This window comes from Skermanella aerolata KACC 11604 (genome assembly GCF_000936425.1).
In the GTDB taxonomy this organism is placed as follows: domain Bacteria; phylum Pseudomonadota; class Alphaproteobacteria; order Azospirillales; family Azospirillaceae; genus Skermanella; species Skermanella aerolata.
In genome coordinates this window covers 1-13,232 of the sequence record NZ_AVFK01000028.1, presented here as the reverse complement: position 1 = coordinate 13,232, position 13,232 = coordinate 1, and the positions used below count along the sequence as shown (strand labels likewise).

The following is a 13,232-nucleotide window of genomic DNA, read 5'->3' as shown; positions in this document are numbered from 1 at the left end:
GAAGGGAGCAGTCGCATGCAGTACCGCCTCGGCATCGATATCGGTGGGACCTTCACCGACTTCGTCGCCTATGACGAGAACGACCTAGCCTTGAAGGGCTGGAAGAACCTCTCGACGCCGGCCGATCCGGTCGAGGGCATCATGACCGGCCTCCGCGCCTTCGGCGCCATCGACGACATCGCGACGATCCGGCTCGGCACCACCGTCGCGACCAATGCGCTGCTGGAAGGCAAGGGCGCCCGGGTCGCCTATGTCAGCACGCGCGGTTTTCGCGACGTGCCGTTCATCGGGCGCGGCAACCGCAAGCACCACTACGATCTTGCCTGGGTCAAGCCGAAGCCGTTCGTGAAGCGCCGCGACACCTACGAGGTGGACGAACGGATCGGCCCCTCCGGCGAGGTGCTGGAAGCCCTGGACGAGGCCGGCGTCCGCGAGATCGCCGGTCGGATCAGGGCCGACGGCGGCATCGAGGCGATCGCGGTCATGCTGCTGCACTCCTACCTTTCCCCTGGCCACGAACGGCGGATCAAGGAGATCTTCGCCGAGGAACTGCCGGACATCCCGGTTTCGATCTCCTACGAAGTGCTGCCCAAGTGGAAGGAGCATTTCCGGTCCTCCACGACGATCTGCGACGCCTTCATCAAACCGGTCGTGAAGAGCCGCATCGGTTCGATGCAGGAGCGCCTGCGCGCCGAGGGGGTCGACGCCAAGCTGGTGATCATGCGGTCGAACGGCGGCGAGATGAGCGCCGAGGCCGCCGCCGACAGCCCGATCCAGCTCGCCATGTCGGGACCGACAGGCGGCGTGATCGCCGCGAAGCAGACCGCCCGGCTGCTTGGGCTGAACAACCTGGTGACGTTGGACATGGGCGGCACCTCGACCGACGTCTCCACCGTCGTCGGCGGCAAGGAGAAGTTCACCACCGATTTCGAGATCGAGTGGGGCCGGCCGATCCAGGTGCCCATGATCGACATCCGGTCGATCGGCGCCGGCGGCGGCTCGATCGCCCGAATCGATGCGGGCGGCATGCTGGTCGTCGGTCCCGAGAGCGCCGGCGCCGACCCCGGCCCGGCCTGCTACGGCAAGGGCGGCGCCCTGCCGACCGTCACGGACGCCAACGTCGTGCTCGGCCGCATCAGCGCCGGCAACTTCCTGGGCGGCGCCATGTCCCTGAACGCAGAGGCGGCTCACGCGGCGGTAGCCCCGATCGCCGAAGCGCTCGGCCTGCCGGTCGAGCAGGCGGCGCTCGCCATCGTGCGGATCGCCAACAACAACATGGTCGGCGCCCTTCACACCGTCCTGACCGAGCAGGGCCTCGATCCGCGCGACTTCGTGCTGGTCGCTTTCGGCGGAGCCGGCCCGCCGCATGTCAGCGACCTGATGACCGATGCATCGATCCCGCGCGGTCTGGTCCCCAACTTCCCGGGCCAGTTCTCCGCCTTCGGCTTCACCATGGCCGACGCCCGGGTCGATCGCTACCGCACGGTCCAGCTCAACTCGCGCTTCTTCGACCGCGACCGCGCCAGATCGTCGATGCGCGCCCTGATCGACGAGTGCCGGGCAGACCTCGCGGCACAGGGGCATGAGAAGGTCGAGATCATGCGGAGCGTCGAGATGCGCTATCTCGGCCAGAACTACGAACTGGAAATCCCGATCGAGGCGGAGGAGTTCACCGACGAAGAGGTGTCGCGGGTCTTCGACTCCTTCCATGAGCAGCACCGGGCGCGGTTCGGCTTCCGGCTCGACGACCATGTCGAACTGGTGAATTTCCTGGTCACCGGCATCGCCCGCACCGGCGAGATGACCCTGCCCGAGATCGAAGCCTCGATCGCCCCGTGCGAGCCGAAGACCCGCCGTCCGGTCTGGTTCGCCGGGGGCTGGAGCGACACTCCAGTCTACTGGCGGCCCGATCTGCGGGCCGGGGACAGGATCGCCGGACCGGCTCTGGTCGAGGAGGACGCCTCCGTCACCGTGCTCGACCCCGGCAAGACCCTGGAGGTGGACAAGTTCGGCAACCTGCTGATCGCAGCCTGATCCGGCAATATCAAGGAGCTTCCCCATGGACATGGTTTCCCTGAACATCGCCGGCGGCATCCTCGTGTCGATCTGCCGCGACATGGGCGTCACGCTGATGCGGACCTCATACTCGACCATCTTCAGCGAATCGCTGGACTTCACCTGCGGGCTGGCGCTGCCGAGCGGCGAGCTGGTCGCCACCGGCGACTTCTGCCCCAGCATGATCGGCGGCATGCCGCTGCTGCTGCGGTCCTGCGTGCAGGAAATCGACTTGGCCGAGCTGGAGGAAGGCGACGTCATCCTGCACAACGATCCCTACCGGGGCGGATTGCATACCCCCGAGCACACCTTCTTCAAGCCGGTGTTCGTGGACGGCGCGCTGATCGGCTTCTCGGTCGCCATCGGCCATATCTGCGAAGTCGGCGGCATGGCTCCGGCCGGCTTTGCCGGCGAGGCGACGGAGGTGTTCCACGAAGGCTTGCGGGTGCCGCCGGTCAAGATCAAGCGGGCCGGCAAGGACGTCGACGACGTCTGGCGGCTGCTGCTCGCCAATGTACGGACGCCTCGCTACAACTACGGCGATTTCCGCGCCATGATCGCAGCCGTCGATCTGGGCGAGCGCCGGATGGCGGACCTTGCCCGGAAACACGGGATCGAGAGCTTCCGCGAACATGTCGCGGCGCTGATGGACTATTCCGAACGCCGCATGAGGGCGGAGATAGCACAGATCCCAGACGGGCGCTACACCTTCGAGGATTACATGGAAGACGACGGCATCACGGCCGACGCCTACAAGATCCGGGTGGAGGTGGTGGTCGAGGGCGACGGACTGATCGTCGACTACCATGGCAGCTCGCCGCAGGCGAGAGGGCCGATCAATGCGACGCTGGGCGTCGCCTGGGGTGCCGCCTACAACGCGATCCTGCAACTAACCGACGCGTCGATCCCGAAGAATTCGGGCTGTTTCCGGCCGATCCGGGTGCTGGCGCCGCCGGGCACCGTGGTCAACGTCGATTTCCCCGGCCCCTCGGTCGGCGGCAATACCGAAACCCATTGCCGCATCGCCAATACCGTGATGGGAGCGCTGGCACCCGGCCTGCGCGACCGGTCGGCGGCGACCGACGGCGCGTCGCACTCCAACTTCCTGTTCGGCGGCACCGACAGGCGGACGGGCGAGTTCTTCTGCTGCTACGACCTGACCCCCGTCGGCTGGGGCGGCCGCAGCTTCGCCGACGGCAACGACGCGGTCGGCGGCATCAACGGCAATTGCCCGCACATCCCGGTCGAAGTCTTCGAGTTCCGCTACCCCTGGCATGTCGAGGAATTCAGGCTGGTCGACGGCACCGGTGGTCCCGGCCAGTTCCGGGGCGGTCTGTCGATGAGCAAGACGGTGCGCTGCACCGATACCGAAATGACCTTCAGCTACATGAGCGACCGGCAGAAGCTGTCGCCCTGGGGCATCCACGGCGGTCAGGACGGCGGCAGGGCCGAGTTGTTCATCAAGCGCGCCGGATCGGAGGACTGGCTGACCATAACCCAGGCCTTCAACAAGCCGTCGCCCAGCAAGTTCGCCAACGTGCCGATCCATCCGGGCGACACGATCAGGATCACCTCGCCGGCCGGCGGCGGCTGGGGACCGGTCGAGAAGCGGGACGAGGCGAGTGTCCGGGAAGACCTGCTCGACGGCTTCATCACGCCCGAACAGGCGGTGGAAATCTATGGGCTGCGGCCGTAGCGGAGGCGGCACACAGGATCTGCAAAACCCTCTCTTATGCATATGATCCTTTTGCCGAAGGATGCCCTGCGGGAGGCTATCTTTAGGGAGTATAAACTATGCCTAAATATGTTCCTATCCCAGGGAATATCTGTGTATCAATGACATTCAATTGATGTTCAATCGTTTGGGCTGACACTTACCGTTGAGCCAATAACTATGATTAACGCGATCAAAATGCCGATAGGAAGTCAACAGTCTCAGCCTAGTACAGGTGAAGTCCACGAGGGCATGGCAACCCTGTTACCGGCTGAACAAGAAGCCATCATGCTGGTCTGCGTCAAAGGATTCAGCTATCGCGACGCCGCATACAAGCTTGGGATTTCATCTGAAGCGCTACAGGAGCACTTGCTTCGTGGTCGATTGGCGCTGATCGCCAAGCTTAAGCTGAAAGGTTGATCTGGCGGGAGTCAGGTCTTTTCTTCGCCGTCCTCGTCGTAAGCCGCCTTGAGCAAGGCGTTGATTTCACGCATTTCCGCGACCCGCTGACGAGCATCCGGATCTTGGGCAAGCAGATCTTCGACAAGACGCCGTTGGTCTTCGTCCAGTTCTCCATCCACGTAGGAAAACAGCAGAAGATCTCGGATTTGGTCGTCTGAACTCACAACACTTCTCTCTTCAGCCAGTTCAACCAGTTCGTCGGAACGGGAAACGACGCTGCCTATGGGTAAAAACCATGTACGCTCCTTCCATCAACATATCGAGCCAGAAGTTATTTTGCCTATGGGTAAAAAGGTCTACACGCTTAGGGCGTAATTTATTGTTCCTTTCTCACCAAAGATGTTCAACGCCTCGGCCTTGAGGAGGAGCCGTGTCAGCTGCCGACCCAGGTATCCAGCACCTCGAGATCCGGGCCGAGCAGTACGAGATCGGCCCGGTAACCCGGGGCCAGCCGGCCGCAGCGGTCATCCAGGCGCAGGAACTCCGCCGGGCGGAGCGAGGCCATCGCCAATGCGTCTTCCAGCGGCAGCCCCAGCATCCGGACGCAGTTGCGGACCGCCGTCGCCATGTCGATGTCGGCTCCGGCCAGCGTGCCGTCCTCCGTTACCAGACGCCCGTCCCGCCTCAGGATGCGCTGGCCGTAGAGTTCGAAGCCGGTGGCGTCGGTCCCGACCGGGGGCATGGCGTCGGTGACCAGGAAGAAGCGGTCGGCTCCCTTGGCGGCCAGCGCCATCTTCAGCACCGCCGGGTGGACATGGATGCCGTCCACGATGATCCCGCACCAGGTTTCCCGGCCGGTCAATGCCGCCGTGGTCACGGCGGGCTGGCGGCTGGCGATCGGCGGCATCGCGTTGAACAGATGGGTGAAGCCGCGCAAGCCCTGTCCGACGGCTTCGCGCGTGCGCTCGAAGCTGGCGATCGTATGTCCGGCGGACAGGACGATGCCGGCTTCGGCCAGCCGCGCGATCGTGCCGTCTCCGACCTCTTCCGGTGCGATGGTCAGCAGCACCCTGCCCTGCGGCATGCGCTCCGGCAGGCCGGTCAGGAAGACGATATCCTCCTCGTCAAGCGGGCGGATGTACCGGGGATCGTGGACGCCGGGGCGGTTCGGGCTGATGAACGGCCCCTCGAAGTGAATGCCCAGGACGCCGCTGCCCGGAACCCGCGACGCAGCGATCACCGCTTCGGCGGCGCCTGCCATCTTGGCGCGGTCGTCGGTGATCAGCGTCGGCAGCAGCCCGGTCCCGCCGGAACGGCGCAGCGCCCCGGCGATGGCGAGCACCGCCGCTTCCGTCGGCTCGTCGTTGAACAGCACGCCGCCCGCCCCGTTGGCCTGGGCATCGATGAAGCCGGGCGCCAGCGTGCTGCCATCCGGACAGCGGACGATTTCGGCATCCACGGGAACCCGGTCGTCGGGCACCAGATCGGCGATCCGGCCGCCGTCGACGATCAGCGAGACCCCGTCCAGCATGGTTTCGCCCGTGAACAGCCGGGCTCCGGTGAGGGCTCTCATCACATCGTCTCCGTTACTTTGCGCAGGTGGATGGGCGCATCGGGATCGAACCCGCGCGCCTTCGCCAGACGGTGGACCGCCATGTAGAAGCTCTGCACCGCGCAGAGCGGCATGGTGACCGCGGGGCAGTCGCGCAGCACCGGCAGCGGCACCGTGCCGGCTTCGCGCCCCGTTGACAGGACGCTGGCGCCCAGGGAGACCAGCCGTTCGGCCACGGCCCGGCTGCCGTCGGCGGATTCGTCGTCCTGGCTCAGCGCCAGCACCGGAAAGCCGGGTCCGACCAGGGCCAGCGGACCGTGCATCACTTCGGCGGAGCTGAACGCCTCGGCATGCAGGCGGCAGGTTTCCTTGAACTTCAGGGCGATCTCCTGCGCCGCCCCGAGGCCGACGCCCCTGCCGGTCACGAACATGCTGTCGGCGGCGGCCAGCCGGTCCAGCGCCGGGCTCCAGTCCAGGTCGCGGGAGGCGGCCAATGCGGCAGGCAGTCCTTCGACCGCGCGGTGCAGTCCGGCGTCGCCGCTCCAGTGTGCCGCGATCTGGAGGAAGGCCAGTCCCGACAGGATATAGGACTTGGTGGCGGCGACGCTGATCTCCGGCCCGGCGCAGAGCGGCAGGCTGACATCGCACAGGCCCGGCAGCGGCGATGTCTCGTCGTTAACGATGCCGACCACCAGCGCTCCGCCCCGGCGGGCGGTTTCGGTCAGGCGCAGCAGGTCCGGGCTGCGGCCGGACTGGGAAACGGCGATGAACAGCGCATCGCGCAGATCGAGGTCGGTGCCGTAGACAGACGCCACGGATGGCCCGACCGAGGCGACGGCGCGGCCGAGATGCGTCTCGATCAGGTACTTGCCGTAGCCGGCGGCGTGGTCGGAACTGCCACGGGCGCAGGTCACGACGAAGCGGGGCGGCGAGCGCCCAAGGCGCTCTCCAAGCTCACGGAGGGCGGCGCCGCACCGCTCGATCTGGAGGGCGGCCGCCTCGGCGGCCTGCGCCGCCTCGACCGCCATCCTGGGGACCGGGGCCGATGTATCTGGCTGTATCATGAGCGATTCTCGCTGCTGGGTCGGGAGCCACCGGATTCCCGGGTGGCTCCCGACAGGTTGAGTTCGACGACGAAATCATAGGCATCGCCCCGGTACTGGGAGCGCACCAGCTCCAGCGGGGTATTGTCTTCAAGAAAGGTCCGGCGCTCGATCAAGAGGGCGGCGGCGCCCGCCGGCACATGCAGCAAGTCCGCCTGATCGGCCGTGAGCTGCACGGCGCAGAGCCGCTGCAAAGCGCGGAACGGCGGATAACCCGCTCCGCGCAGGACTTCGTACAGGGATTCGGTCACGATCTCGGGATCGGCAAGGAAGCGGCAGGGCACCGTCGCCAGCTCGATCGCCATCGGCGTGCCGTCGGTCGTGCGCAGACGGCGCAAGCGGCTGACCTTCTCGCCGGGACGAAGCCCCAGGGCCAGCGCTTCCTCCGGCGTCGCGGCGCTGATGCCGCGATGCAGCCACTGCGATGCCGGGCGCATTCCACGGGAACGCATGTCGTCGGTAAAGCTGGTCAGGGCCGACAGGGGCTGCTCGACGCGCTTGCCACGGTTGACGAAGTTGCCGGAGCCCTGCCGCTGGTCCAGCAAGCCATCCTCCGCCAGGATCTGGAGCGCCTTCCGGACGGTTACCCGCGACACCCCGAAGCGTTCCGCGATCTCCCGCTCGCCCGGCAGGACATCCTGGTCGGCCAGAGCGCCCTGGACGATGAGCTGACGCAGATGATCGGCCAATTGCAGGTACAGGGGCAGCGGCCGGTCGCTGGAAACGGCGGTCGGGTCGAATGGATACCGGTCGTCCGATACCACCGTCATGAACAGGCACTCCTCAACCGCGTCTTCGATCGCTATCAGCATAATACCAAAACAATGCCAATTGGCAATACGGGGTGTTAAGAATCCTGAAGAAACTTCATGTTCACGCCAAGCTTAACGGGCGAAAACACAGGCTTAGCTACCGTTTTTCGACGCCTACAGAGCGCAGGACGCCGAAAACATGGTTAATTGATCGTTACTTTTCTGTTGAACCCGTCCCGGATTCTGGTACCATCGAACAATACCAATATAAAACCACTTTAAGATGGAGGAGGAAACGCCATGCCGGCAGCGACCGAGGCCGCAAGCGAGCGGTTCCAGGGGCTGGACCAGTGGAACACCACGGGCATTCTGGAAGCCTTGTGGGCGGGGCAGTCGCGGGCGGTAGCCGCCTGCCTGCCCGCACTTCCGGCGATCGAGCGGGCGGTCGAGGATGCGGCGGCGCGGCTGGGATCGAGCGGTCGGCTGATCTATGTCGGGGCGGGTTCGTCCGGACTGATCGCCGCCCTCGACGCGCTGGAACTCGCCTCGACCTTCGACTGGCCGGACGAGCGGCTGGCGATCGTGCTGGCGGGCGGGCTGGATTTCAGCCGTGGGCTCGACAGCGGGACGGAGGACGATCCCGAGGCGGCCCGAACCCGCATGCGCGGCCTGGACTGCACGGCCGCCGATGTGGTGATCGGGGTCTCCGCCAGCGGAACGAGCCGCTTCACCGTGGCGGCGCTCGAGGAGGCGCGGCAGGCCGGGGCCGGTACGATGGCCGTCGCCTGCAATGCCGGCAGCGCCCTGCTCGCCGCCGCCCTGCACCCGGTCCTGATCGAAACCGGTGCCGAGGTGATCGGCGGATCGACCCGGCTGGGGGCGGGGACGGCGCAGAAGCTGGTTTTGAACCTGTTCTCGACTGCCCTGATGGTGCGGTTGGGAGCCGTTTTCGACAATCTGATGGTCAATGTCCGGCCGGAGAATGAAAAGCTCCGGCAACGCTGCGTCGCCATGGTCGCCCGCATTGCCGGCTGCGGCCCGGAGACCGCCGCCGATGCGATCGCCCGCACGGGAAGCGTCAAGCTGGCCGTGCTCGCGCTTGCCGGCGTCGACGGCGAAAGGGCCGGCGCCGCACTGGGAAATGCCGGCGGGAACCTTCGAAAAGCCTTGGGCACCTGTCCGAAACCCGAATGAAGAACGACGCCGGACGAGTTCGAATACAGGGAGAATGAAGTCGTGTTGGGAAACAAATTCGCAGGAATACAGCAGCTTGGCCGCGCGCTCATGCTGCCCATCGCGGTCCTGCCGATCGCCGGCCTGCTGCTTCGGCTGGGCCAGCCGGACCTTTTGAACATCGCCTTCGTCGCCGCCGCCGGCGATGCGATCTTCTCCAACCTGGGCCTGCTGTTCGCCATCGGCGTCGCGGTCGGTTTCGCCAAGGAGAACCATGGCGCCGCGGCCCTGGCCGGCGCCGTCGGCTACTTCGTCGCGGTCAAAGGTGCGGAAGCGCTGATCGCGGTCCCGCCGGCGGTGCTGGGCGACCTGACCGGAGCTGCCCGCGATCTGGCGGTGATCAACTTCACCGCCAAGCTGGGGGCCAAGATCAGCGTGCCGATCGGGCTGCTGTCCGGGATCATGGCCGGCCTGCTGTACAACCGGTACAAAGACATCCGGATGCCGGAATACCTGGCGTTCTTCGGCGGCCGGCGTTTCGTGCCGATCGTCACCGGCTTCGCCTGCCTCGGTCTGGCAGTGGTGTTCGGCATCGGCTGGCCCTATGTCGAGATCGGGCTGGACGCGCTGAGCCGGTCGGTCTTCGGCGCCGGGGAGGTCGGGCTGTTCGTCTACGGCGTCCTCAACCGGGTGCTGATCATCACCGGCCTGCACCACATCCTCAACAACATCGCGTGGTTCCTGCTGGGCGACTTCAACGGGGTGACCGGCGACCTGAAGCGCTTCTTCGCGGGCGATCCTTCCGCCGGCGCCTTCATGAGCGGCTTCTTCCCCGTCATGATGTTCGGCCTGCCGGCTGGATGCCTTGCGATCTACCACGCGGCTCGGCTGGAAAAGCGGGCCGCAGTGGGCGGCGTGCTGCTGTCGATGGCGCTGACGGCGTTCCTGACCGGGGTTACCGAGCCGGTCGAGTTCTCCTTCATGTTCCTGGCCCCGGTCCTTTACATCATCCACGCCCTTCTGACCGGCCTTTCCATGGTGATCATGGACATGCTGCACGTGAAGCTGGGCTTCGGCTTTTCCGCCGGTCTGTTCGACTATGTGCTGAACTACGGCAAGGCCACCAACCCGCTGCTTCTGCTGCCGGTCGGTGCTGCCTACTTCGCGGTCTATTACGGGCTGTTCCGCTTCTTCATCGCCAAATTCGACCTGAAGACGATGGGCCGCGAGGCGGACGGCGCCCCGGCTGCGGCCACCGTCCAGGCCCCGGCGGCGGACGGATCGTCCGGCAGCCTCGGACCCGCCTATGTCCGGGCATTGGGTGGCCGCGCCAACCTGCTGGCGGTCGATGCCTGCACGACCCGCCTTCGCCTGTCCGTGGCGGACAACGCGGCCATCGACGAAGCGGCGCTGAAGTCCCTGGGCGCTCGCGGCGTGATCAAGCCGGCGCCCGGAAGCGTCCAGGTCGTCGTGGGGCCGATCGCCGACCAGTTGGCCGGCGAAGTCAACGCCGCCCTGCGCCTTCCGCTGGCGAGCTGAACTCCCTTGCGGGCCGACCGCTGTCATGAGGCGGCCCTCGCAGGTCCGACCGCGAACCTGACCGCGACCCCGAAGATGCCGATTGCGTGACGGGTCAGGCGCCGCGATCACGGCGAGAGTGGTTCTTGGGGATCGCCTGGGCAGACCGTCGGGAAGGCTTTCGGGTCGATGTCGAACGTCTCCAGCACGCGGGCCGGAACAGGGGGGATGCGGAGGACGGGCGCTGTAGCGGCTGGGGCCGGTACGGCAGCTGGCGCGGTGCTGGTATCGGCGGCGGCGGTGGATGCGGGTTCGGATACGGGCTCGGGCGGGGTGGCCGGCGGTTCGGCGGGAGATGCGGGTGCTTCGGGGAGCGGTTCCAGCGGCGGGTCCTCGTCCTCGCGCGGGTCGAACAGGCAGGTGCTGAGATCGTCGTCCGGGCTTTCGGTGTAGAGGCTGAAACGGCGGTCATGGATGAAGCCGCGCAGCTTGAGCTTTAATTCGATCGCCATCAGGGCTGCGGTTGGACGCTCCAGGCGGATCGCCATCTCCACGACCTGCCCCGTCTCCTCGACGGCCTCCGCGATGGAGGCGTCACGCTCCGCCATCCAGCTACGCCGAAATTCTTCCACCCGTAATCGAATGTCACTATTCGCCATTAGGACACTGCCCCGCTGCCGCGCGCCCTGGGGCGAATACCCGGCCAGCCGGGACGCCTGCGCAAGGCTGGCGCCGCGCGAGGCGTGATAGGCGAAAAGCTCCTGGCGGGGGAGGAGCTGGCGATGGGTTGGGGTAACGGGTGCGGGCACGGCGGGGGCTTTCATAGACACAACAAGAATAGCAATTATGTCCTATTAATTAGGAATTTTCAGTGAATTTTATCATATTTAAATAGTGTCTTCTGGTGCGGGGTACCTGTTTTTGTACGGGAGCATGGCAAGGCGTGGGAGATGGTAAGGCTGCCACGGCGATAATCGGGACTTGATTGTCGTTGGAGGCCATGGCCGGATACCACTGGGCGAACAAGTGGGGCAGCGTGCCGTCGAGAGTTTTGGTCCGGGTCTGCAGGAGCCGGTGGGTGCCGAGCTTCGACCACTGCATCTGCTGTTTCTTGGCGAAGCGCCGGCTAATCACTAGGTTGACAGTAGACTCAGCGAATGCGGTCGAGATCCGTTCGCCGTTATTCCAGCGTCGGCTGTAGTTGACGATCGCCGCGGCGTTGTTGGCGATGTAGGTGGCCAATCCGGCGGCCGCCTTGACCAGCCGCTTCAGCCCGGGATAGCCGGTGTTCAAGGCGGCGACATCCGCCGCCAAGGCTTGTGCCCGGATCAGGGCCTCATCGCCGTCGCTATGCCAGAGCCGCCACTTGATCCGCTCCAGCCGGTACTGCAACGCCAGCGCCTCGACGGGATTGTGGTGCGCCAGGCCCTTGGCGTACTGCTCGAGGCCGGTCAGCCTCATGGCGATATGGAACCAATCCAGCATCATTACGGCGCCGGGTGAGAGTTCCCCCGCCAGTGCGCGTATGCTGTCGCCGCCGTCGGTCAGCATCGTGACCGGCTGGGTCACCGGCAGGTCCTGAGTGCGCAGAACCTCGCGGAAGCGGCGCCCGGGCTGCTCATCCTGGCTCTGGACAAGGCCGAAGGAGCGGTCACGCGGTCCGCGGCCATGCATTTGCCAACCACGACCTCGAAGTTGTGCTTTTTGTCGTGCCAGTTCCGGACATAGCCGCCGTCGATGCCGACGATGACCGCCGCCCGCAGGAGCGGCTGGCCGTTGACCGAATCCTCGTCATGCCCACCCGGCTGGTCGCCGCTGAGATCAGCTTCGTGGCGGGCGGCGACCTTGTGCAGGTGGCGGCGGATGGTCGAGGCGTTAGCGGCACCGCCGACCGGCAGAACATCCTTCAGCAAATCCGCTGTCATGCCATAGGACACCAACGAGGCCCAGCGGGTCTCCAGGTAAAGTAGTTCCGGGGCTATGTGCTCGGTCAGGAGCAGGTTCAACGGGCTGAAGGTCCAGGCCGCCTTGGGCTGGCAGCGGCAGCGGTGAAAGCGCGGACTGGACAGCGCGATAGTGCCGAAGGCGGTGCGGAACTGGGTCCTGCCCGACCCCTTGCTCAGCAATTGGCTGCCGCAGAGATCACAGCTCCGATGCCGCGCCAGAAAACTTGCCGCCTGGGCGGTGACCACGCCTCCCTGGATGCCGGCCATTATCGCCTTGGCTTCGTCGAACGCCAGACCGACCACCTCCAGCCGGTCGTCGCCCTTGTCGAGATGCAGGATCTCGCCCTCGCTGATCACGCTGTTGTCGTCGGCGATAATCCGGAGCTGGATCTCAATAGGCATGCTCGTCCCAAAGGCTGCCACTGTCGAAGCGACTACCTATCCGCCGATGGCGCCGCAGACCACCCCCGACCTCCTACACTTTACCATGGTCCCGATTGCCTCCGCGGCACGGGGAACCCCAACGGACGCAAAATCCAAACCCTGAGTCACTACGCTGAATTCTCAGCGTAGAAATGGCCGCCCCAGGACCGTTCATCAACCGGAAAAAGCTGAATCTCTCATGATATCATAGGGTTACACGAACAGATCTTGCGCAACCCATTGAAATCCAACGCTTTCCAGATCGGCACTTTTGGCACGCAGGTTACGGGAAGGCCATAGCCTATGCGCCGTCAGCCGCGGTCAATGAGGAACTTCGTGGACGAGCCAACCGATGGAAGCCGGCCCGTATTTGATCATGGTACCGCATGAGGGATTTGTGCATAGTCGTCACGTCCCCTCAGTTCAATTAAGCAAGGGGACGTGATTACTAATTCCAATCAACTTTTTTCAAGCAAACCACCACGACGTATAGATGCGGCCGTCATTACCCGGAATGAAAACATCCAGATTGTTACCGGTTCGGGCGACCGCTGATAGCGGGGCACCCGCCGGGAAAAAGCCGCCAATCGCGAA

At 65.3% G+C, this 13,232-nt stretch carries 10 protein-coding genes and 1 pseudogene; 5 read left to right on the top strand and 6 right to left on the bottom strand.

Translation table 11 applies throughout. From position 1 onward, the window contains the following. The first annotated feature begins 15 nt into the window (after positions 1 to 15). The 3 genes from N826_RS26495 (at position 16) to N826_RS26485 (ending at position 4,189) form a co-directional block, all read left to right on the top strand. Positions 16 to 2,034 (top strand): hydantoinase/oxoprolinase family protein, encoded by a 2,019-nt coding sequence (locus N826_RS26495; RefSeq protein WP_211099390.1) that lies wholly within the window; start codon positions 16 to 18, stop codon positions 2,032 to 2,034. Between the two features lie 25 nt (positions 2,035 to 2,059). Beyond that, positions 2,060 to 3,751: a hydantoinase B/oxoprolinase family protein gene (locus N826_RS26490; protein ID WP_044433720.1), complete on the top strand. Its 1,692-nt coding sequence runs from the start codon at positions 2,060 to 2,062 to the stop codon at positions 3,749 to 3,751. A gap of 198 nt (positions 3,752 to 3,949) precedes the next feature. Next, positions 3,950 to 4,189, top strand: coding sequence for an RNA polymerase sigma factor (locus N826_RS26485; protein WP_044433718.1), 240 nt, complete (start codon positions 3,950 to 3,952; stop codon positions 4,187 to 4,189). A gap of 11 nt (positions 4,190 to 4,200) precedes the next feature. On the opposite strand, the gene N826_RS43385 is transcribed toward N826_RS26485, so the two are convergent. The 4 genes from N826_RS43385 to N826_RS26465 all read right to left on the bottom strand — a co-directional run bounded on the left by N826_RS43385 (position 4,201) and on the right by N826_RS26465 (position 7,596). Next, complete coding sequence (locus tag N826_RS43385; protein WP_147040684.1) at positions 4,201 to 4,395, bottom strand: anti-sigma factor family protein; 195 nt, start codon at positions 4,393 to 4,395, stop codon at positions 4,201 to 4,203. A gap of 209 nt (positions 4,396 to 4,604) precedes the next feature. Further along, on the bottom strand, positions 4,605 to 5,744 hold the full coding sequence (gene nagA, locus N826_RS26475) for an N-acetylglucosamine-6-phosphate deacetylase (RefSeq protein WP_244619592.1): 1,140 nt from the start codon (positions 5,742 to 5,744) through the stop codon (positions 4,605 to 4,607). Continuing rightward, on the bottom strand, positions 5,744 to 6,787 hold the full coding sequence (locus N826_RS26470; protein ID WP_044433713.1) for an SIS domain-containing protein: 1,044 nt from the start codon (positions 6,785 to 6,787) through the stop codon (positions 5,744 to 5,746). Before N826_RS26470 ends, nagA begins: the two co-directional genes overlap by 1 nt. Continuing rightward, a complete protein-coding gene (locus tag N826_RS26465) occupies positions 6,784 to 7,596 on the bottom strand; it encodes a GntR family transcriptional regulator (protein WP_044433837.1) in 813 nt (270 codons plus the stop codon). Before N826_RS26465 ends, N826_RS26470 begins: the two co-directional genes overlap by 4 nt. 282 nt (positions 7,597 to 7,878) lie before the next feature. Between N826_RS26465 and N826_RS26460 the strand changes: the two genes are divergently transcribed. Beyond that, complete coding sequence (locus N826_RS26460) at positions 7,879 to 8,772, top strand: N-acetylmuramic acid 6-phosphate etherase (protein WP_044433711.1); 894 nt, start codon at positions 7,879 to 7,881, stop codon at positions 8,770 to 8,772. Between the two features lie 42 nt (positions 8,773 to 8,814). Then, entirely contained in the window at positions 8,815 to 10,290 is a 1,476-nt protein-coding gene (gene nagE / locus N826_RS26455; RefSeq protein ID WP_084721210.1) for an N-acetylglucosamine-specific PTS transporter subunit IIBC, read from the top strand. 107 nt (positions 10,291 to 10,397) lie between these two features. Here the strand turns inward: nagE and N826_RS26450 are convergent, their stop codons facing one another. Further along, on the bottom strand, positions 10,398 to 11,078 hold the full coding sequence (locus N826_RS26450; protein WP_147040686.1) for a hypothetical protein: 681 nt from the start codon (positions 11,076 to 11,078) through the stop codon (positions 10,398 to 10,400). A 175-nt stretch (positions 11,079 to 11,253) separates the two neighbouring features. Continuing rightward, positions 11,254 to 12,617, bottom strand: a pseudogene (locus N826_RS42055) (ISKra4 family transposase); the annotation flags it as partial. Positions 12,618 to 13,232: the final 615 nt, after the last annotated feature.

Excerpts from the sequence above, each read along its gene's own strand:
- N826_RS26495 (WP_211099390.1), top strand. The coding sequence starts at position 16 with ATGCAGTACCGCCTCGGCATCGATATCGGTGGGACCTTCACCGACTTC.
- N826_RS26490 (WP_044433720.1), top strand. The coding sequence starts at position 2,060 with ATGGACATGGTTTCCCTGAACATCGCCGGCGGCATCCTCGTGTCGATC.
- N826_RS26485 (WP_044433718.1), top strand. The coding sequence starts at position 3,950 with ATGATTAACGCGATCAAAATGCCGATAGGAAGTCAACAGTCTCAGCCT.
- nagA (WP_244619592.1), bottom strand. The coding sequence starts at position 5,744 with ATGAGAGCCCTCACCGGAGCCCGGCTGTTCACGGGCGAAACCATGCTG.
- N826_RS26470 (WP_044433713.1), bottom strand. The coding sequence starts at position 6,787 with ATGATACAGCCAGATACATCGGCCCCGGTCCCCAGGATGGCGGTCGAG.
- N826_RS26465 (WP_044433837.1), bottom strand. The coding sequence starts at position 7,596 with ATGACGGTGGTATCGGACGACCGGTATCCATTCGACCCGACCGCCGTT.
- N826_RS26460 (WP_044433711.1), top strand. The coding sequence starts at position 7,879 with ATGCCGGCAGCGACCGAGGCCGCAAGCGAGCGGTTCCAGGGGCTGGAC.